This window comes from Streptomyces sp. NPDC048290 (assembly GCF_040652095.1).
In the GTDB taxonomy this organism is placed as follows: domain Bacteria; phylum Actinomycetota; class Actinomycetes; order Streptomycetales; family Streptomycetaceae; genus Streptomyces.
This window is the reverse complement of record NZ_JBEZLM010000011.1, coordinates 143419-163689: the sequence shown is the minus strand read 5'-3', so window position 1 is coordinate 163689 and position 20271 is coordinate 143419. Positions and strand designations below refer to the sequence as shown.

Annotated in this window: 19 protein-coding genes; 2 read left to right on the top strand and 17 right to left on the bottom strand. The window is 73.2% G+C overall.

All coding sequences use genetic code 11. From position 1 onward, the window contains the following. Positions 1–65: 65 nt before the first annotated feature. The gene (locus tag AB0D49_RS20760; protein ID WP_362759187.1) at positions 66–1058 is read left to right on the top strand and encodes a translation initiation factor 2; all 993 of its coding nucleotides are present in this window, start codon (positions 66–68) and stop codon (positions 1056–1058) included. A 63-nt stretch (positions 1059–1121) separates the two neighbouring features. Here AB0D49_RS20760 and AB0D49_RS20755 read toward each other — a convergent pair whose 3' ends face one another. The 16 genes from AB0D49_RS20755 to AB0D49_RS20680 form a co-directional block, all read right to left on the bottom strand. Next, positions 1122–1925, bottom strand: a complete 804-nt coding sequence (locus AB0D49_RS20755; RefSeq protein ID WP_362759185.1) for a hypothetical protein — start codon at positions 1923–1925, stop codon at positions 1122–1124. A 90-nt stretch (positions 1926–2015) separates the two neighbouring features. Then, the gene (locus AB0D49_RS20750) at positions 2016–3578 is read right to left on the bottom strand and encodes an SDR family oxidoreductase (protein WP_362759183.1); all 1563 of its coding nucleotides are present in this window, start codon (positions 3576–3578) and stop codon (positions 2016–2018) included. A gap of 76 nt (positions 3579–3654) precedes the next feature. After that, the gene (gene hypE, locus AB0D49_RS20745; RefSeq protein ID WP_362759181.1) at positions 3655–4722 is read right to left on the bottom strand and encodes a hydrogenase expression/formation protein HypE; all 1068 of its coding nucleotides are present in this window, start codon (positions 4720–4722) and stop codon (positions 3655–3657) included. Further along, positions 4715–5839, bottom strand: a complete 1125-nt coding sequence (gene hypD, locus AB0D49_RS20740) for a hydrogenase formation protein HypD (RefSeq protein WP_362759179.1) — start codon at positions 5837–5839, stop codon at positions 4715–4717. The genes hypE and hypD overlap by 8 nt, the downstream gene beginning before the upstream one ends. Further along, positions 5836–6138, bottom strand: a complete 303-nt coding sequence (locus AB0D49_RS20735) for a HypC/HybG/HupF family hydrogenase formation chaperone (RefSeq protein ID WP_362759177.1) — start codon at positions 6136–6138, stop codon at positions 5836–5838. Before AB0D49_RS20735 ends, hypD begins: the two co-directional genes overlap by 4 nt. Before the next feature lie 46 nt (positions 6139–6184). Further along, a complete protein-coding gene (hypF, locus tag AB0D49_RS20730; protein WP_362759175.1) occupies positions 6185–8587 on the bottom strand; it encodes a carbamoyltransferase HypF in 2403 nt (800 codons plus the stop codon). Next, on the bottom strand, positions 8584–9324 hold the full coding sequence (gene hypB, locus AB0D49_RS20725) for a hydrogenase nickel incorporation protein HypB (RefSeq protein WP_362759173.1): 741 nt from the start codon (positions 9322–9324) through the stop codon (positions 8584–8586). Before hypB ends, hypF begins: the two co-directional genes overlap by 4 nt. Positions 9325–9326: 2 nt before the next feature. Beyond that, positions 9327–9725 carry a hydrogenase maturation nickel metallochaperone HypA gene (locus tag AB0D49_RS20720; RefSeq protein ID WP_362759171.1) on the bottom strand — a complete coding sequence of 133 codons (399 nt, stop codon included), beginning with the start codon at positions 9723–9725 and terminating at the stop codon, positions 9327–9329. Positions 9726–10074: 349 nt separating this feature from the next. Then, positions 10075–10614, bottom strand: coding sequence for a hydrogenase maturation protease (locus tag AB0D49_RS20715; protein ID WP_362759169.1), 540 nt, complete (start codon positions 10612–10614; stop codon positions 10075–10077). Further along, a complete protein-coding gene (locus AB0D49_RS20710) occupies positions 10611–12035 on the bottom strand; it encodes a hypothetical protein (protein ID WP_362759167.1) in 1425 nt (474 codons plus the stop codon). The genes AB0D49_RS20715 and AB0D49_RS20710 overlap by 4 nt, the downstream gene beginning before the upstream one ends. Positions 12036–12149: 114 nt before the next feature. After that, a complete protein-coding gene (locus tag AB0D49_RS20705) occupies positions 12150–12827 on the bottom strand; it encodes a DUF6084 family protein (protein ID WP_362759165.1) in 678 nt (225 codons plus the stop codon). Further along, on the bottom strand, positions 12824–13471 hold the full coding sequence (locus tag AB0D49_RS20700; RefSeq protein ID WP_362759163.1) for a DUF5947 family protein: 648 nt from the start codon (positions 13469–13471) through the stop codon (positions 12824–12826). The genes AB0D49_RS20705 and AB0D49_RS20700 overlap by 4 nt, the downstream gene beginning before the upstream one ends. After that, on the bottom strand, positions 13468–14016 hold the full coding sequence (locus AB0D49_RS20695) for a hypothetical protein (protein ID WP_362759161.1): 549 nt from the start codon (positions 14014–14016) through the stop codon (positions 13468–13470). The genes AB0D49_RS20700 and AB0D49_RS20695 overlap by 4 nt, the downstream gene beginning before the upstream one ends. Continuing rightward, positions 14013–15797, bottom strand: coding sequence for a nickel-dependent hydrogenase large subunit (locus AB0D49_RS20690; RefSeq protein ID WP_362759159.1), 1785 nt, complete (start codon positions 15795–15797; stop codon positions 14013–14015). Before AB0D49_RS20690 ends, AB0D49_RS20695 begins: the two co-directional genes overlap by 4 nt. A gap of 146 nt (positions 15798–15943) precedes the next feature. Further along, positions 15944–17035 (bottom strand): hydrogenase expression protein HypE, encoded by a 1092-nt coding sequence (locus AB0D49_RS20685; protein ID WP_362759157.1) that lies wholly within the window; start codon positions 17033–17035, stop codon positions 15944–15946. A 207-nt stretch (positions 17036–17242) separates the two neighbouring features. Continuing rightward, complete coding sequence (locus AB0D49_RS20680; protein WP_362759155.1) at positions 17243–18298, bottom strand: WYL domain-containing protein; 1056 nt, start codon at positions 18296–18298, stop codon at positions 17243–17245. Between the two features lie 119 nt (positions 18299–18417). Between AB0D49_RS20680 and AB0D49_RS20675 the strand changes: the two genes are divergently transcribed. Further along, a complete protein-coding gene (locus AB0D49_RS20675; protein WP_362759153.1) occupies positions 18418–18843 on the top strand; it encodes a VOC family protein in 426 nt (141 codons plus the stop codon). Between the two features lie 36 nt (positions 18844–18879). Here the strand turns inward: AB0D49_RS20675 and AB0D49_RS20670 are convergent, their stop codons facing one another. Beyond that, positions 18880–20241 (bottom strand): hypothetical protein, encoded by a 1362-nt coding sequence (locus AB0D49_RS20670; RefSeq protein WP_362759151.1) that lies wholly within the window; start codon positions 20239–20241, stop codon positions 18880–18882. Positions 20242–20271 lie beyond the last annotated feature (30 nt).

Genomic DNA, 20271 nt, shown 5'->3' with positions numbered 1-20271 from the left:
TCCGTATCATGCAGTCGACGGCATTCCCGTCGTTCCATCCAACCTTATTTCCACTGGAGTTGACGATGCGTGACAGATTCACCATGGTCGGTCGGGCAACGGGCTGTCATCTCGTCGAGGGGGACGGTACGCGGCCCATCGACGAGGACAACGTGCGGGTCCGCTACACCCCGGAGCGGGTGGAGTTCCCGGAGGAGATCGGGGGCTGGCGGCGTTCCATCGAGGCGGAGGAGGAACGCAAGGAGGCCAGCGGTCTGCCGCACCGCTGGAACAACGCGCGGTTCGCCGTGGAGCGGGTCGTGGTGACGCGTACCCATCTCGCCGAGGAGCCGGTGGTGTCGCTGTCGCTGCGGGACGCCGACTACTTCGACTTCCTCACCACGTCGCTCAATCTGGAGCGGCGCCAGGACAACGGGCTCACCCTGCGCAAGCAGTATCTGGAGGACAGGGACCCGGTCGAGGCTCCGGCCTGGATGAACTGCAGCTTCGGCGTCAATGTGGCCCTGGAGACCGGCAAGGACACGAAGATGCTGTTCTCCCGGCGCAGTGCCCAGGTGGCCGGGCCGAACAACGCGCGCTGGAACTCCTCGGCCAACGAGGGCCTGGCGCGCGAGCACGATCTGCCCAAGGACGGCTTCAGCCCGATCAGTCTGCACGCGGTGGCCCGCCGCGCCCTGCACGAGGAACTCGCCGTGCACCGGACGGACGAACTCAAGCTGGAACTCCTCGGTTTCGGACTCGATCTGGTCAACCACCAATGGGCGGGCTTCTTCCGCGCGGTACTGCCCGAGCTGGACGAGGCCGCGCTGCGGCTGCGCTGGTCGCGCGGGATCGCCGACAAGTGGGAGCACGACCGTTTCGAGTTCGTGGACGCCGACCCGGAGTCGGTGCTCGGCTTCATCGCGGACGAACCCGAGGGCCGGTGGACGCCCTGCGCGCCGACCCTCTTCTACCTCGCCCTCGTGCGCGGCGCGGTGCAGCGCGCGGGCGGCGACCCGGCGGGCCGCTTCGAGGTGGAGCGGGCGGAACAGCGGGTGATGGCGGCGCGGGGGTTGTGAGGGGGCGGTCGGGCGGGGCGCGGGGGCGTTGAGGGGGCGCGGTCAGCTAGGGCGCGCGGGGGGCTACGCGTCGTCCGGCTCCGCCGCGTGCCGGGCCCGTACCGCCTCCACGACCCGTTCCCTCGCCAGCCGCCTGGCCTGCTTGAGCTTCAGTTCGGTCAGGAGGAGGGGGAGATACCAGAACCAGCCCCAGAGGCTGAAGGAGACCGTGCCGGTCCGGATGAGGATCTGGTTGGTGAGCAGGGCCAGCACGATGGTGACGCCGTAGCAGGCGACGCGGTGGTGGAGCACCAGGCGCAGGAGGGCGTTCCGGGGGCCGTCCAGGGTCTCCAGGACCGCCGCGACGGTCGCGGCCCGAAGGTCCTCGGGGTGTGCGGCGCCCGGCTCCGCGTACGGGACCGGGTCCTTGATGTCGGTGCTCAGTTCGGCCCGCTCGTGCCGGGCGCGTGCGCGCCGGGCCTCGGCGTCCTCCCAGTAGCCGCGGCCTGCCCAGCCCACGGCGGCTGCGACCTGCTGTGCCTCGGGCGAGCCCGGTGGGGCCAGTTCGGCGATCCGCCGCTTCAGGGGCTCCGCGCGTCTCCCCCGCGCCGGGTGCTCCCATTCGTCGGCGCGCTGGCACAGTTCCAGGTAGGAGACGAGGAGTCCGAGGTCGTCGGGCCACTGCCGCAGCCCCTCCTCGTACGCCGCCTCCGCCTCGTCGTCGTGGTCGTCGTCCTCCTCGGCGGCGTGCGCGAGGCCCAGCCAGGGCTGGAGCACGGGGTCGGGTCCCTCCTTGTCGAGTCCTTCCCGTGCCGTCGCCCGTGCCGCGGCGTAGCCGCCGAGGACGAAGAGTTCCTCGCAGCGCCGGGCGTACGTGTGCACCGTCATCGTTCCCACCCCTTGATCGTTGGGGAGAACGATCCGATTGCTCCGCGTTCCTGGTCAAGCCCTGGGAGCGGGTGATCGCCGTCCCGTCGGTCAGCCTCTCCGTGTCGCGCGGCGGAGTCGGGCCCGGAGTCCGGGGCGGGGGGCGCCGGAGGTGCCGCGTTCCGCCGTGCGGACGATGTTGCGGGCCATGCCGCCGAAGACCAGTGCGTGGAACGGGGACACCGCCCACCAGTAGAGGTGGCCGAGGAGGCCGTGCGGGTGGAACAGGGCGCGCTGGCGGTAGCGGACGGGGCCGTCGCCCTCGACCCGGAGTTCCAGCCAGGCCAGTCCGGGCAGCCGCATCTCGGCGCGCAGCCGCAGCAGCCGGGGGCGCTGGATCTCCTCGACGCGCCAGAAGTCGAGGCTGTCCCCGGCTCTCAGGTGCCGGGCGTCGCGGCGTCCGCGGCGCAGGCCGACGCCGCCGACCATCCGGTCGAGCCGTCCGCGCAGCGCCCAGGCGGTGCGGAAGGAGTACCAGCCGTTGTCGCCGCCGATGCCCTCGACGACGTCCCACAGGGTCTCCGGGCCGACGTCGGCGAGGCGCTGGCGTACATCGGTGTAGAGGCTGCCTCCGGCCCAGTCGGGGTCGCCGGGCAGGGGGGCGCTGGGTGCTCCGGGGACGGCGGCGGAGGACCAGCGGGTGGCGACCTCGGCGTCCTTGATGCGGCGCAGGGCGAGGGCCACGGCGCGGTCGAAGCCGAGGGGGTGGCCGGGCGGGTCGGGGACGTACCGGGTGATGTCGTGTTCCCGGCACACCACCTCGTGGCGCAGGGACTCGGTCAGGGGCCGGGCGATGGCGGCGGGTACCGGGGTGACCAGGCCGACCCAGTGGCTGGAGAGGGCGGGGGTGAGGACGGGCACGGGGACGATCAGCCGTGGGGGCAGTCCGGCGACGGCGGCGTAGCGGCGCATCATGTCGCGGTAGGTGAGCACTTCGGGGCCGCCGATGTCGAAGGCGCGGCTGACGTCGGGAGGCAGTGCGGCGCAGCCGGTGAGGAGGCGCAGGACGTCCCGGACGGCGATGGGCTGGATGCGGGTGCGGACCCAGCGGGGGGTGACCATGACGGGGAGGCGTTCGGTGAGGTAGCGCAGCATCTCGAAGCTGGCCGAGCCGGAGCCGATGATGACGGCGGCGCGCAGTACGGCGGTGGGTACTCCGGAGGCGAGGAGGAGGTGTCCGACCTCGGCGCGGGAGCGCAGATGGGGTGAGAGGTCCTGTTCGGGGACCGAGGCGGGGGTGAGGGCGCCCAGGTAGACCAGGCGGCGCAGTCCGGCGCGGCGGGCCTCGGCGCCGAAGGCGCGGGCGGCCTCGCGGTCGGTGTCCTCGAAGCCGGGTCCGGAGCCCAGGGCGTGGACGAGGTAGTAGGCGACGGTGACGCCGTCCATCGCCCGCGCCAGGTAGTCGGTGTCGGTGACGTCGCCGCGGACGATGTCCACCCGGTCGGCCCAGGGGTGGTCGCGCAGCTTGGCCGGGGTGCGGACCAGACAGCGCACCCGGTAGCCCGCGTCGAGGAGTTCGGGCACCAGGCGGCCCCCGATGTATCCGCTGGCGCCGGTGACCAGACAGAGCAGCGCGGAGCCGTCCGCCGGTGGATGCGGGGGGCTGTCGGTCATGCTCACTCCCGTCGGGCGGGCGGGTCCCGGTGCCGCGCACGGGCGGGGTGTGTCGGCACCGGGGCGGTCGCCGGGGTCAGCAGATGCGGGGCAGTTGCTCCCCCAGGGGCATGTCGACGACCCGGGTGCCGCCGAGGCCGGTCCGGGCCACGACCATGCCGGGGTGCTGCTCGACCACCTCACCGATGACCGCGGCCCCGGCGCCCAGCGGGTGGGCGCGCAGCGCGGCGAGGACGGCGTCGGCGTGCTCGCGGGGGACGAAGGCGACGAGCTTGCCCTCGTTGGCCACGTAGAACGGGTCGAGGCCGAGGACGGCGCAGGCGTTGGCCACAGCGGGCGGGACGGGCACGGCGCGTTCCGTGATGACGACGCCGGTGCCCGACGCGGTGGCGATCTCGTTGAGCGCCGCGGCCAGGCCGCCGCGGGTGGGGTCGCGCAGGACGTGGAGGTCGGGGGTGACGGCGAGCATGGCCATCACCAGGTCGGTCAGCGGCGCGCAGTCGCTGACGATCTCGACGCCGAACTCCAGGCCCTCGCGGACGCTCATGATGGCGACGCCGTGCTGGCCGACGGGCCCGCTGACGATGACCACGTCGCCGGGCACGACGCGGGAGGGGCGCAGGTCCACGCCGGGTGGGACGAGGCCGATGCCGGAGGTGTTGAGGTAGATCCCGTCGCCGTGTCCGGACTCGACGACCTTGGTGTCGCCGGTCACGATCTCCACGCCCGCGGCCCGCGCGGCGGCGCCGATGGCGTCGGCGACCCGGGCCACGGCCGGGATCTCCACGCCCTCCTCCAGGATGAATCCGCAGGAGAGGTAGGCGGGGCGGGCGCCGCTCATGGCGAGGTCGTTGACGGTGCCGTTGACGGCGAGGTCGCCGATGCTGCCGCCGGGGAAGAACAGCGGCCGGACGACGAACGAGTCGGTGGTGAAGGCGAGGCGGGCGCCGCCGAGGGTGACGACGGCGGAGTCGCCGTGTCCGGCCAGGACGGGTGAGCCGTAGGCGGGGGTGAAGACCTGTTCGATGAGTTCGCCGGTGAGGGTGCCTCCGCCGCCGTGGCCCATCACCACGCGGGGCTGGTCGCGCAGCGGGGCGGGGCAGGTCCAGCCGGTCACGTCGAGGAGGTCGGTGATCTCAGGCAACGGGGCTCGCCTCCCGGGGCGCGGGCGTGGGGTCGAGTCGGCGGTAGAGGTAGTAGGCGGCGCAGGCCCCTTCGGTGGAGACCATGGTGGCGCCGAGCGGGGTGCGCGGGGTGCAGCGGGTGCCGAACATCTCGCACTCATGGGGCTTGATGAGTCCCTGGAGGACGTCGCCGCTGCGGCACTCGGGGGGCTCCACGGTGGCGATGCCGTCGACGGCGAACCGTGTCTCGGCGTCGAACTCGCGGTACTTCGGGGCGAGCCGCCAGCCGCTGCCGGGGATGACGCCGATGCCGCGCCAGGGGCGGTCGGTGACCTCGAAGACATCCTCCAGCATGGCCCTGGCGGCGGGGTTGCCCTCGTCGCGCACGGCCCGCGGGTAGGCGTTCTCGACGGTGTGCTCACCGCGTTCGAGCTGCCGTACCGCGCGGCGCACCCCTTCGAGGATGTCGAGGGGTTCGAAGCCGGTGACGACGACGGGCACCCGGTGGCGGTCGGCCAGCGCGGGGTACTCGCCGGTGCCCATGACCGTGCAGACATGTCCGGCGGCGAGGAACGCCTGCACCCGGCAGCTCGGCGAGTTCATGATGGCGTCGATGGCGGGCGGTACGCGCACATGGGAGACCAGCAGGCTGAAGTTGCGGATGCCGAGCTTGCGCGCCTGGTGGACGGTCATGGCGTTGGGCGGGGCCGTCGTCTCGAAGCCGATGCCGAAGAACACGACTTCGCGGTTCGGGTTCTGCTGGGCGATCCGCAGGGCGTCCAGCGGGGAGTACACGACCCGTACGTCGCCGCCCGCGCCGCGTACCTGGAACAGGTCGCGGTCCGTTCCGGGCACCCGGAGCATGTCGCCGAAGGAGCAGAAGATCACTCCGGGGCGGGAGGCGATCTCCAGTGCCTTGTCGATCATCTCCAGCGGGGTGACGCATACGGGACAGCCGGGGCCGTGGATCAACTCGACCTGTTCGGGCAGGAGTTGGTCGATGCCGTGCCGGATGATGGAGTGGGTCTGGCCGCCGCAGACCTCCATCAGCGCCCAGGGCCGGGTGACCGTGGCGTGGATCTCGTCCAGCAGTCTTCGGGCCAGTTCCGGGTCCTGGAACTCGTCGATGTACCTCACCGGTGGGCCTCCTCGCCGCCGTGCGGGGCGGCGGCCGGGTCCGCCGCTTCCCAGGGGTCGCCGAACTCCTCCTGGAGCATCCCGAGTTCGGCGAAGAGTTCGAGGGTGTGCCGCGCGGACTCCTCGTCGAGGCGTTGCAGGGCGAAGCCCACATGGACGATGGCGTACTCGCCGACCTGGAGGTCGGGCAGGTACTCCAGGCACACCTCCTTGACCACGCCGCCGAAGTCGACGGTGGCCACCCGGGTGCCGTCACGTTCACCGATGTCCAGCACCTTGCCGGGTACCGCCAGGCACATGGGCCTCTCCTCGCTGTGGGGTCGTGCGGGGGTGGTCAGGGGGGGGTCAGGGGGTGACCGCGTCCCGGGCCGGGGCGGGGGGCGGCGTGGTGGTGCGGGCCGCCACCATCAGCTGGCCCAGGGCCAGGCCGCCGTCGCCGGGCGGCACCAGGTGGTGGCGCAGCACGGTGAAGCCGTCGCCGGTGAGGGCGGTGGCGCAGGCGGAGGACAGTACGGAGTTGAGGAACACTCCGCCGGTCAGGGCGACGGTGTCGACCCCGCAGCGGTCCCGGGCCAGCAGACAGATCCGGTGGACGAGGGCGGCGACCGCGCGGTGGAAGCGGGCGGCGATCCACGCCGTGGGCACGCCCGCCCGCAGATCGGCCACGACGGCGGCCAGGACCGGGGCGGGGTCGGCGCGCACCGGGCCGTGTCCGGACGGGGTCGCCCGGACGGCGAAGGCGTAGCCGGTGGCGTCCGCGCCGGGCGCGGCCAGCGCGGCGGCTTCCAGCTCCATGGCGGCCTGCGCCTCGTAGTCGGCCCGCTGGCAGACACCGGCCAGGGACGCCACCGCGTCGAAGAGCCGGCCCATGCTGGAGGTGGGCGCGCAGTTCAGGTCACGGTCCAACTGCCGGGCGAGGACGCGGAGTTCGTCCGGCGGGCAGGCGGTCGTGCAGGGCAGGTCGGGGGCCCAGTCGAGGCCGGCCGCCCGCAGATGGGCCAGGGCCATGCGGTAGGGGCGGTGCACGGCGGCGTCGCCGCCGGGCTGGGGCACATAGGCGAGGTGGGCGAGGCGGACGAACCCGGTGTAGTCGGCGAGCAGGAACTCGCCGCCCCACACCGCGCCGTCGTCGCCGTGGCCGGTGCCGTCGAAGGCGGCGCCGAGGACGGGTCGGCTGCCGTCGAGTCCGTGCTCGGCCATCGCGGCGGCGATGTGCGCGTGATGGTGCTGGACCTGGACCACGGGGCGGCCCTCGGCGTGGGTGCGGGCCCAGCGCACGGAGCGGTAGCCGGGGTGCCGGTCGGCGGCCAGCAGGGCGGGCCGTACGGGGGTGATGGCCTCCAGGTGGGCCACCGAGCGGGTGAAGGCGTGCTGGGTGGCGAGGTCGTCCATGTCGCCGAGGTGCGCGGACAGCCAGGCCCGGCGTCCCTCGCCGAGGCAGAAGGTGTTCTTGAGGTCGCCGCCGACGGCGAGGGCGGGGCGGACCGGGACGGGCAGGTCCAGGGGCAGGGGCGTGTAGCCGCGGGCGCGGCGCACCATCATCGGCAGTCCGTCGCAGACCCGGAGCACGGAGTCGTCGCACGGCACCTGGATCGGCCGGTCGTGGACCAGCCAGCCGTCGGCCAGCGCGGCGAGCCGGTCCAGGGCTTCGGTGTCGTCGGTGACGATGGGCTCGCCGGACAGATTGGCGCTGGTCATGACGAGCAGCGGGGGCCCGTCGGGGTCGCCCGGCAGGCCGAGCAGCAGATGGTGCAGCGGGGTGTACGGCAGCATGACGCCGAGGTCGGGGCTGCCGGGGGCGACCGGGGGCGCCGGGACGGGGCCGTCGGCCGGGGTGCCGGGCAGGCGGCGCAGCAGGACGACGGGGCGGGTGGGGCCGGTGAGCAGCGCGCGTTCCTCGTCGCCGAGGGAGACGAGGTGGGTGATGTCGTCGGCGGTGCGGGCCATCAGGGCGAAGGGCTTTCCGCCTCTGGCCTTGCGGGCGCGCAGCAGGGACACGGCGCCGGGGTCGGTGGCGTCGCAGGCCAGGTGGTAGCCGCCGAGTCCCTTCACGGCGAGGATCGCGCCCCGCGCCAGCATCCGGCGGGCCTCGGTCACCGGGTCGGCGCCGGTGACCTCCTCGGGGGCGCCGCCGGGGCCCGGCGGGCGGACGAGCAGCCGCAGCCTCGGGCCGCAGTCGGGGCAGGCGAGGGGCTGGGCGTGGAAGCGCCGGTCGGCGGGGTCGGCGTACTCGTGGGCGCAGCGCGGGCAGAGCGGGAACCCGGCCATGGTGGTGTGCGCCCGGTCGTAGGGCAGTCCGGCGACGATGGTGAAGCGGGGTCCGCAGTAGGTGCAGTTGACGAAGGGGTGGCGGTGGCGGCGGTCGGCGGGGTCGGTGAGTTCGGCGAGGCACGGGGCGCAGGTCGCGGTGTCCGGGGGGATGAGGACGCCGGAGCGTCCGCCGGGCCGGGAGGCGAGGATGGTGAACAGGCCGTCGCCGGTGGCGGGCAGGTCGTGGTGGTCGACACCGTCGACGCGGGCCAGCGGCGGGGCGTCCGGGGCGAGGCGGACGCAGAACCGGTCGACGGCGTCGGGGCCGCCCTCGATCTCCACGACCACACCGCTCGGGGTGTTGGTGACATGCCCGGTCAGTCCGAGGGAGGTGGCGAGGGTGTGGACGTAGGGGCGGAAGCCGACGCCCTGGACCACTCCGCTCACGGTGACCCGGCGGCGCAGGACCGTGCCCTCTTCGGCTCCGGTGAGGCTCACGAGGAGGCGGGTACCGGGGCGTGGCCGTGCCCGGCGTGGGAGGGGACACGGCCGGCCATGACCGGGGTGTGGGGCGGGGTGCCGGTCGCGGCGGCGGACAGTGCCCGCTCCAGCAGGGTGCCGAGTCCGGTCCGGTCGCGTACGGAGGTGAGCAGGATCTCGACGCCGGGGTTGACCTGGTCGACATGGGCGCGGAACGCGGTCTCGTCGAATCCGGCGGCGGCGGCGATGTCGGTCTTGGTGACGACCACCAGATGGGCCAGGCCGAAGGCGGTGGGGTACTTGAGGGGTTTGTCCTCGCCCTCGGTGACGGACGCGAGGACCACCCGCAGGGTCTCGCCGAGGTCGTAGGAGGCGGGGCAGACGAGATTGCCGACGTTCTCCACGAACAGCAGTCGCGCCGGGTCGGGCAGCCAGCCGTCCAGGTAGCGGCCGAGCATCCCGGCCTCCAGGTGGCACAGGCCGTCGGTGAGGACCTGCCGGACGGGGACGCCGGAGCGGGCGAGGCGGGTGGCGTCGTTGTCGGTGGCGAGGTCGGCGGTGAGCGCGGCGACCGGTACGGACCGTTCGCGGGCCAGGGTGAGTTCGTGTTCCAGCAGGGCGGTCTTGCCGCTGCCGGGGCTGGACAGCAGGTTGACCATCGTGGTGCCCCGGGCGGCCAGCCGGGCGCGCAGGGCTCCCGCCGACTCGTCGTTGCGGGCGAGCACGGACTGGTGCAGATCCACCGCACGGCACATGTTCAGCGCTCCTCGAAGCTGGGTTCACGGGTGCGTTCGGCCGCCGTGGCGCCGTCGTCCCAGCGCACCGAGGTGATGCGCAGTTCGCGGCCGGACAGCAGGTCGGTGCCCGATCCCCGGCACCGGGGGCAGCTCAGCCGCGGGGGCATACCGACAGCCCATTCGTGGTCGCAGGGCGCGCAGCGGGCCCGCCCCGGTACCGTCTCGGCGACCAGTTCGGCGCCTTCCAGGAGGGTCCCCGCGCAGGCCAGTTCGAAGGAGAAGGCGAGGGCTTCGGGCACCACACCGGCGAGTTCGCCGACCTGGAGCCGTACCGTGCGCACGGCGGTGACGTCACCGGCGCGTCCGGCCGCCTCCTCCACCTGTTCGATCACCGCCAAGGCGATGGACATCTCGTGCATCTCTCTCCGTCCCGGCACGGTCCTCGCGCGGACACCGGGCCGCGTCCCTGGGGGATCGTGCGGCCGTCTCCTGGGCCGTGTCCCCGGGCATATGCCCGACCGCGTTCCATTAGAGGGGCGGGACCGGGGGCCCGGGGACCGGCACGCCGTCGCGGCCATGCCACGTCCGTCGTTTGCCGCAGCCCGGTCGCCCGCGCCCGCCACGGCGCACTCGGCCCGGCCCGGTCGGCGTCACATCCGGCGGATGCGCAGATAGCGCAGCAGGTCGGGCAGGGTCTGGACGACGATCGCGGCGAGAGCGGCGACCAGCGTGCCGACGACGATCTTCTTCACGGGTGTTCTCCTCACTTCACGGCGTGGCGGCCGGGGCGCGCTGGGCGCTCTCCGGGGCGGCGGTCAGCAGGTCCTCGACGAGCCGTACGGCGTGCGGCACGGCGGCGGCGACGGCCTCGCTCAGCTCCATCCGCTCCTCGACTCGGGCGGGTTCGCAGCCCACGACGAGGATGCGGCGCGGCGGGCGGGCGCCGGTTGTGGCGCACAGCGCGGCGAGTTGGGCGAGGACGGCGTCCGGGGTCATGCGGTGGCCGTCCAGCGGGGCGGTGGCCGCCGCGGCGACGGCGGCGGGATCGTCCTCGTGCTCGATGACGTAGAGGGTGCCCGGGGTGCCGCCGCGGGCGGTGGCGTCCACCAGGATCAGCGTGTCGTAGCCGTCGAGCAGCCGGTAGGCGAGGTGTACCCCGCGCACGCCGACGTCGGCGACCTCGGTGTGCGCGGGCAGCGGGCGGGACGCCAGGGCGCGTACGGTCTCCACGCCGAAGGCGTCGTCGCCGAGGAAGACATTGCCGAGACCGGCGACGAGGACCCGGCCGTCGGCGGGTGGTGCGGTCATGACGGCTCCTCGGGCCAGGCGAGTTCATCGGGCTGGAAGTACAGATAGCGGCCCTGGGCGCGGCGCAGGTCGGCGCCCGGGTCGCCGTCGACGGTGACCGCGAGGTGCACCAGGCCGTCCACGTCGTGCAGCACCGACTCGACGGTGGCGGTGCGGCCCGCGAGGAACAGGTCCTGGGCGTCGGTGCGCCGCAGTCCGGGGCGTAGCACGAGACGGCTGCCCGCGCCCGCGGGTCGTCCGGCCACCAGGGTCCGGTCTCGGGCGGGGTCGAAGCCGGTGTCGCTCGCCGGGTCCCACCAGGGGGTGTCGGGCTGCGGGACGCCGTACTCGTCGGGGAAGCCGGTCGTGGACGGGCCCGGGGTGGTCGCCGCGCGCAGTCCGCGGACGGCGCCGTGCAGGCGTTCCAGCACCTCGGGGGGCAGGGAGTCGGCGAGGTCGATCACGGCGGCGGCCCGGTCGTCGGTGCCGCGTGCCTCGCGCTTCTCCTCGTCGGTGAGGGCGGCGGTGCGCAGGGCGAGGATCTCGTCGATCTCCGTCGCGTCGTACAGCGCTCCGGGGCTCTCCGGGGCGATCGCGGGATGGTCCTCCAGGATGATCGGTGAGGACAGCACCAGGTCCGCGCGGCCCGGCTCACCGGCCAGGACGGGCCAGGTGTGCAGATTGCGGCAGGCGGCGGTCTCGGCCCGCGCCCACTGCGGCGGGTCCGTCAGCGACAGGAACGAGCCCCGGTCTACGGCCATCAGGAGGTGCGCGGCGACCAGGGAGCGCGGCAGGGCGGCGTCCCGGTCGTCGGTGCCGTCGGGCGGCGGGGTCCAGTCGGCGGTGTTCTCGACGGTGGCGGTCAGCCGGACGACCCGGTAGGGGCCGTCGAGTTCACGGGCCGTCAGCCGCAGCCGCCCGGCGAGCGGCTCGTGGCGGTGGACGGTACGCCCGGCGATCCGGCCGTCCCGGTCGAGGACCGTCTCGTGTTCGGTGCCGGGGGGCCGTTCGAAGGGGAAGGTGACACCGCCCGTGAGGAGGTCGGCGACGGGGACGACCGCCGTGACGCGTTCCTCCACGCCCTCGTCCCAGGGGACCAGGGTCCGGTCGTCGAGGCGGAGTTCGGCGACCGTCTCGAAGCCGCCGTCCGGGCGGGCCCGCTGGACGGTGCGGCGGCGGGCGCGCAGGAAGCGCAGTTCCACGGCGAGGGTGGCGTCGGCCCTGGGTTCCAGCAGGCATTCGGTCTGCTGGAGGCAGTGTTCGCCGCGTTCGGCGCCCCAGCCGGGCGGCACCAGGACACCGAACTGCCAGCGCAGCCGGTTCTTCGCGGCGGAGGCCCGGTAGGGGTAGAGGACATAGCCCTCGAAGAGCACGGCGTCGGCGACCTGCCGGGCGAGGGCGAGCCGGGCCTCGGTGTGCGGGGCGAACGCGGTCGCGGTCACGGGGCGGTCCTTCCCGTCGTACGCGTCCCGGTGTGCGGGGCGAACGCGGTCGCGGTCACGGGGCGGTCCTTCCCGTCGTACGCGTCCCGGTGTGCGGGGCGGACACGGTCGCGGTCACGGGGCGGTCCTTCCCGTCGTGCCGGTGAGGGCGGCGGCGGGGCCGGTGGCGCGGGCCCGTGCGAGCAGGTCGCGCACGGTCGCCTCCCAGGAGGGCAGGGCCTCGCGGGAGCGGTGGGCGAGCAGGGCGTCCATGGTGTCGCGGGGCAGTCGCAGCCAGCCGCAGCCGGGGAAGTGCTGTTCGACCATCTCGCGCCAGGTCGCCACGGGCAGCCGGAAGGACGCCTCCCGGTCCCAGGGCACGGGCTGCACCCGGAAGCCGCCCGCCCCGGTGAACGCCGTCCCGGAGAACAGCATCAGCAGCGGTACGTCACCGCCGTGGAGGGCGGCGGCGTAGCGGGCGGCGGCCACGTCCATGTCGTAGGTGCAGGGCACCACGAGGTCCGTCTCGGTCTCCCCGGTGAAGCCGGGCACCATCAGCGGGACCTGGGCGAACTGGAGCGGCTGGAGGGTGCTCCCCCACCGGGACGGCTCCCCGAACAGATCGACCAGGCCGTCGGTCTCGGCCCGGTCGTAGCCGCGCCGGGCGGGCTCCACCCGGAGCTGGCAGTTCAGTACGAGGGCGTGCACCGGTTCGTCGCCGCCGTGGGTGATCCGCAGCCGGAAGACCAGGGTCGGCCCGGCGGCGTAGCGGTCGGCGCGCACCGAGACACAGTGGAAGTCGAGGGCGCTCATGTCCCCTCCGTCGCGGTCAGGGGTGTGGCCCGCTCCTCGGTGCGGGCGAAGAACGCGTCCAGGGCGGCGCGTGCCTCGGCGCCGCCGTCGAAGCCCTGCCACAGCATCCGCATCCGGCCGACGAGTTCGTAGCAGGCGTCGATCGGGACGAGGTAGCAGCGGTAGCCGTCGCCGGTGCGGCGCAGCAGCAGGGCTTCCACGTCCGGGGCGAGGAGCCCGGCGAGGGCGCTGGTGCCGAGGGCGGCGGTCCATGCCTCGGGTTCCAGTTCGCTCTCGGTGGCGCCCGCCGGACTGGGGTAGAGGGCGACGAGCCGGTCGAGGGCGGTGTTGCGGAAGAAGAACGCCACACCGACGGGGATGCGCAGGGTGTCCCAGACATGGTCGTCCAGGCGGTGTGCGGGGTCGGTGAGCCAGCGGGCGGGCACCGGGAGGAACCGGTCGCCGCCCGCGCCGGGCCGTTCCATCAGCAGGAAGCAGGACCGGCAGGCGCAGACCAGCGCCCGCCGCCCGGTGTCGACGAAGTGGCGGTGGTCCGGGTCGGGGACCGGTGCCGCGCACAGTCCGCAGCGCTCGGCCGGTGCCGGGCGCTCGGTGAGGAACCGGCGCAGACCGTGCCGGGGGCTCGCGGCCGGGGCAGAGGTCATGCGCGGGTCCCCGGACGGGTGCCGATCTGGAGCAGCGCCGGTTCGGGCCGCGCGGACTCGGTGGTCACCTCTACGGCGGTCACCTCGGGCGCGAAACAGGCGAGCGCCTCCTCGGCGGCCCGCCGCACGTCCGGTGTCCCGGCGGCACAGCCACAGCCCGCGCCGGAGACCGCGCGCAGCCGCAGCGTGCCCGTGCTCTCGTCGAAGCCGGTGAGGTCGAGGGAGGTGCCATGGGCGCTGCCCACACGGTCCAGGGCGCGGCCGATCCGGGTGGTGAGGTCCTCGGGGTGCAGATCGTGCAGCACCAGCAGGCTCGCCACCAGGTCGTCGCCGAACAGGTCGGCGGGGCCGCGCCGGTCGCCGGGCGCGGCCAGCAGCTCCACGATCCGGGCGAGTCCGGCGCCGTAGAACTCCATGAGGGAGCTGACCAGTTCCTCGGCCGCGGCGGACGCGGCCGGGTCGCCGCCGGCCCGGAGCCGGTCGAGCGACTCCTCGATACGCCGTCCGGCCCGCTCGGCGTGGGCCGGTGAGTGGGCCGCGGTCATCCGCCCAGTCCGCTCAGACCGGTGGGCACATGCATCTTCTGCACGGTCCGGCCGCCGCCGACGTACATGTGGACCCCGCAGGGCAGACAGGGGTCGAAGCTGCGGACGGCGCGCATGATGTCGATGCCCTTGAAATTGTCCGGCGGGTTCTCCTCGAAGATGGGCGTGTTCTGCACGGCGTCCTCGTAGGGGCCGGGAGTGCCGTACGGGTCGCGGACGCTGGCGTTCCACGGGGTCGGCGGGTACGGGTGGTAGTTGGCGATCTTGCCGTCCCGGATCACCATGTGGTGGGAGAGGACCCCGCGTACCGCCTCAGTGAAGCCGACCCCGATGCTCTCGTCGGGGACCTCGAACTTCTCCCAGGTCTGGGTGCGTCCGGCGCGGACCTCTTCGAGGCCCTTCTCCGCGAAGTGCAGGGCGAGGGCGGCGGTGTACGCCTGGAAGTAGCTGCGCGCCCGGTTGCGTTCCAGGGCGTTGCTCCACTTGGGGATCTTCCACTCGAAGGTGGTCTCCGGCCGGGTCATGGTCCGGGGCAGGTTGATGACGACACTGTGTCCGGTGGCCTTGACCCCGCCCGTGTCGACCAGTCCGGCCAGGGCGGTGGCCCACAGTCGGGCGATGGGGCCGCCGCCGGTGTCCAGGGCGAGGTGGTCCTTGCCGTCGAACCAGCGCGGCGACATCACCCAGCTGTACTTGTCGTCGAAGTTCCGCTTCTGCGGGGCGGGCAGGGTGTGCTGGTTCCACGGGTGGCGCGGGTCGACGGGGTTGCCGAGCGGGTCGTGGGTGACGAACTGCTCGCGGCCCTGCCAGTCGTCGTAGTAGGAGCTGCCCAGCAGGATACGGATGCCGAGGTTGATCTCGGTGAGGTCGGTGGTGACGAGTTTGCCGTCCACGACGACCCCGGGGGTGACGAACATCCGCCGTCCCCAGTCGGTCATGTTGGCGTAGGTGAAGTCGCAGTACTCGGGGTCGTTGAGCGCGCCCCAGCAGCCCAGCAGTACCCGGCGGCGGCCGACCTCCTCGTACCCGGGCAGGGCCTCGTAGAAGAAGTCGAACAGGTCGTCGTGGAGCGGGACGACGCGCTTCATGAACTCCACATAGCGCATCAGGCGGCTGAGGTAGTCGGTGAAGAGCTGGACGGAGGCGTTGGTGCCGACGCCGCCCGGGTAGAGCGTGGAGGGGTGCACATGGCGGCCCTCCATCAGGCAGAACATCTCCCGGGTGTAGCGGCTGACCTGGAGCGCCTCGCGGTAGAACTCGCCCTCCATGGGGTTGAGCGAGCGCATGATGTCGGCGATGGTGCGGTAGCCGTGCTCGGCGGCGTGCGGGGCCTCGGTGCGTTCGGCGAGTTCCAGGACGCCCGGGTTGGTCTCCTTGACCATCTTCTCGCAGTAGTCGACCCCGACCAGGTTCTCCTGGAAGATGTTGTGGTCGAACATGTACTCTGCGGCCTCGCCGAGGTTGATGACCCACTCACCGAGGTGCGGGGGCTTGACCCCGTAGGCCATGTTCTGCGCGTACACCGAGCAGGTGGCGTGGTTGTCTCCGCAGATGCCGCAGATGCGGCTGGTGATGAAGTGCGCGTCGCGCGGGTCCTTGCCGCGCATGAAGACGCTGTAGCCGCGGAAGACCGAGGAGGTGCTGTAGCACTCGGCGACCCGCTTCTGCTTGAAGTCGATCTTCGTATGGATGCCCAGGCTCCCCACGATCCGGGTGATCGGGTCCCAGGACATCTCCATCAGGCCACTGCCGTCGCCGGCCGCCTTGGTCGTCGGTGCCATTGTCTGTGCCGTGCCTTCCGGAAGCGGGGTGGGGGTGCGTGCGGCTGGGGGTGGGCGTGTGCCACCACGGCGACGGGGCGGGGGGCCGGGGTCGCCGTGATGGCCGGTGGCGGGTCAGTGGCGGGGGTCGGTGCCGGGGGCCGCGGTCACCATGGGGGCTGGTAGCCGGTGGTGAGCTTGACTCCGGTGCGGCGCCACTTGGGTTCCTTGTCGACGGTCTGCTCGGTGACATGGCGCAGTCTGCGGATCACCGCGCCGTAGGCGCCGCTGGCCTTGGTGGACAGGGTGGCGCCGGGTGGCTCGTCCATGAACGGCATGAACTTGTCCGGGAAGCCCGGCATGGTGCAGGCGATGCAGATGCCGCCGACGTTCGGGCAGCCGCCGATGCCGTTCATCCAGCCGCGTTTGGGGACGTTGCACTTGACGACCGGCCCCCAGCAGCCGAGCTTGACCAGGCACTTGGGTGAGTCGTAGGTGCCCGCGAAATCGCCCTGCTCGTAGTAGCCCGCGCGGTCGCAGCCCTCGTGCACGGTGGCGCCGAACAGCCAGCTGGGGCGGAGCTTGTCGTCCAGCGGGATCATCGGGGCCGAGCCCGCCGCCTGGTAGAGCAGATAGGTGAGCGTCTCGGCGAAGTTGTCGGGCTGGATGGGGCAGCCCGGTACACACACGATGGGGATGCCCGCGTGGGACTTCCAGCCCCAGCCCAGATAGTCGGGCACGCCCATGGCGCCGGTCGGGTTGCCCGCCATGGCGTGGATACCGCCGTACGTGGCACAGGTGCCGATGGCGACGACCGCGAGCGCCTTGGGCGCCAGCCGGTCGATCCACTCGCTGGTGGTGATGGGCTGGCCGGTCTCCGGGTCGTCGCCGAACCCGCACCAGTAGCCCTCCGGTTTGATCGCCTCGTTCGGCACCGATCCCTCGACGACCAGTACGAACGGGTCGATCTCGCCCCGTTCCCCCTTGAAGAACCACTCGATGAACGTGTCGGCGCCGCCGACCGGACCGCACTCGAAGTCGATCAGCGGCCAGTGGACCTGGATCTTCGGCAGCCCCGGCAGCACACCGAGGGCGATCTGCTCGATGCTCGGCTGCATGGCGGCCGTCAGCGCGACCGAGTCGCCGTCGCAACTCAGCCCGGCGTTGATCCAGAGGATATGGATGGTGGGGGTCTCGTCGGTGGACGCGGCGCCGTCGTCGGGTGCCGCGTCCACACCGCTGGGCTTGGCCGGAGTCATGAGACCGCCTCCTCAGGGAGGTAGGGGACAAAGGCGGATTTTCCGACTGCCTCGTCTCTTGCTACCAGAGGTTCGGAGCGGATGGGATGCCGACACGGGCCGTTCCGGTGACATCGGGCTCGATCGGGGGGTGGGGGTTGGTGCGTCCGCACGGCCGGTGACCTGGGGTGGAGACGGACGCGGGGGCTGGGGGGGCTGGCGTGGGGCTCATCGCCGGGCGGATGGGTCCTGGGCATCCCCGGCGTCCATGGCGTCCCCGTGCGCGGCGCGGGCGTAGCGCCGGGACAGCCGGGCGAAGGCGGCGCTCAGCTCGGGTGGGCCGACGACCTCGATGTCCGTGTCGAACCGGCCGACGGCGGCGGCCAGGGACGTCCAGGACCAGGAGCCGACGACCAGTCGGCAGCGGTGCGCGCCATACGCCTCGACCACCGCGTCACCGGCGTACGGGGCCACCGCGGCGGCGGGCAGACCGAGCAGCACCTCGCCCCGGCAGGGCCACCATCCGGAGTCATCGGAGCCGTCGCAGCCGTCGGAGCTGACGGAGCCGTCGGCGCCCCGGAAGCGGCGGGTGACGAAGGCCGCCACGTCACCGCCCGGCAGCGGCCGGGGCGTGAAGCGGGGCCCGGCCGGGACGCGCGGGGTGATCCGGTCGGCGCGATAGGTCCGCCAGTCCTCGCGGTCGAGGTCCCAGCCGACGAGGTACCAGCGGCCGTTCCAGGTGACCAGGTGGTGCGGTTCGGCCCGGCGCGGCGGCGCCCCGTCGTCCGTCGCGCCGGGGGCGGCGTAGTCGAAGCGCAGTACCGTCCGGCCGTGGACGGCGTCGCCGAGGGCCGTGAGGACCCGGCTGTCGACCGGACGGGACGGCCGGGCGGCGGCACGGTCGATCGCGGTGACGGCGAGCGTGTCGACGCGGTGGCGCAGCCGGGCGGGCATGACCTGGCGGACGGTGGTGAGCGCGCGCAGCGCCACCTCCTCGACACCGGCGCCGGTCGTGGCGGCGGTCCGCAGCGCGACGGCGAGGGCGACGGCCTGTTCGTCGTCGAACAGCAGAGGCGGCAGCTCCGTGCCCGGGGCGAGGCGGTAGCCCCCGTCGGGGCCCTTGGTGGTGTGCACGGGGTAGCCGAGTTCCCGCAGGCGGTCGATGTCACGGCGCACGGTGCGCGGGCTGACATCGAGTCGTTCGGCGAGCAGCGCTCCCGGCCAGTCCCGGCGGGTCTGGAGCAGGGAGAGCAGGGACAGCAGTCGGGCGGACGTCTTCGGCATACGGGCCAGGCTGCCCCAGGTAGCGGACACATCCTGGCCGCTACCGGTGCGAGAGTCACCTGCACCGGGAGGGAGCACCGACACCGTCCCTTCCCCTACCGAACAGCGAGGAGTTCCCCATGACCGTCAGCGCAGTGACCCATCTGAACTTCCGGGGTGAGGCCCGTGCGGCGCTCACCTTCTACCGGTCCGTCTTCGGCGGCGACCTGGCACTGGTCACCTACAAGGACGCGGGCGCCGTCCAGGACCCGTCCGAGGCGGACCAGGTGATGTGGGGTCAGGTCGACGCCCCGAACGGATTCCGGGTGATGGCCTACGACGTGCCGGGGAACCTGCCCTGGGACCAGGGGGAGAACGCGTTCTTCGTCTCCCTGCGCGGCGGGTCCGCGGACGAGATCAGCGACCTCTGGGCGGGCCTCGCCGACGGCGCCACCGTCGTACGGCCCCTGGGCCCGGCGCCGTGGGCTCCGCTGTACGGGATGCTCCGGGACCGCTTCGAGGTGACATGGGTCGTGGATGTGGCGCAGCCGTATCCGGCGCCCTGAGCATCCGGACCGGCCCGCGCCGCTCCCCTGCGGGGGTCACAGGTCGACGGCGGCGAGGATGCCGCGCATCCGGGTCGGCCGTAGCACGGGGTTGGCCGCGGCGGCGTCGGCGACCTCGGGGTCCGGGTCCGTGAGCAGTCGCTCCAGCAGCCCGTCCGTGATGTGGGGATGACCGGCGACCCCTCGGCGCAGGAAGGGCTCGGTGGAGGCGGCGAGTCGTTCAAGGCCCGGCACGGGGAGTTCCGGGTCTTGCAGGGCGAGGTGGCGCACGCCGGGGCTCGGTTCGTCGAGGAATGTGCGCAGTGTGTGCCGGGGGAAGTTGGGGTGCTCCACGAGGAGCGGTCGGATGTGGAACATGTCGCCGTGTGCCCGTACCAGCCGTTCCAGCACCTCCGGTGGTGTGGTCGGCCGGCGGGCGGCGGCCCGGCGGACCGCGAGGTCCGGGTCGTCGTCCAGCCGACGCCATGCCTCCTCCGGCAGGTCGCGGCAGGAGGCCAGTACACGCCGGAACTGCGGGTGGCGGCAGTCCAGATAGGTCAACCGCTCGCTGAGGGGCGCCGTGCGCAGCCAGTCCGGTTCGCTGAAGTTCCAGTGCAGAGCCACATCGGCGTCGAGGCTGCCGTCCGCGTACTCCGCTTCCACGCGTGCGTACAGCCGGTCCCTGGTCTCGGCGTCCACATGGCGGCTCTGCGCCATCGCGACCCGCACGCACGGGTCGTCGCTGTCCAGGAGCCGGGCGACCATCTCCGCCGAGAGATGCGGGTTCCCGGCGAGAGCCTGATGGACCTTCTCTCCCTCGCTCTGCATGAGCCGCGTGAACTGCTCCCAGGTGAGCGGGATGTAGGCCGCCACATTGATCCGCACGGCGGGGTCGGCGAGGCAGCGGTCCCGCCGGTCGGGCGGGACACCCGGTTCCCTGTGAAGGGTGGCGGCGGCACGGACCTGCGCGGCCGGGTCGGCGAGCAGTCGTAGCTGTACGGCGGGAGGGCGGTCGGGCCAGGCTCGCGCGACCGCGGCGCGCAGGCGCGGACCGTCCGCGCCCACGAGTGCCGTCCGGGGCCGGCCATAGGCTTCCTCCAGGGCGTCGATGCCGATCGACACCTCGCGGTCCACCATGTGCCGGACGAAGCCCGCGTACGCGTCACGGATCGCCGGATCGGGATGCCCGGCGATCTGGCGGCGCATCTCCGGGGAGATCCGGTCCCCGTGCAGGCGCACCGCGGTGTCGGCGTCGCCGTGTGTCAGCAGCGCCTCGACCACGGCGTCCGCCAGCCGCCCGCCCCGCAGGGCTATCCCATGTCGGCCCGCCCTGTGTGCGGCGAGGCGTACCAGGACGTCCTGAGCGGCTGCCGGGTTCCGGCCCAGCCCGGACAATTGGGGATGGTCGAGGCTTGTCATGGGCTCCCTGTAGGCGCGGGCCTGTTCGAC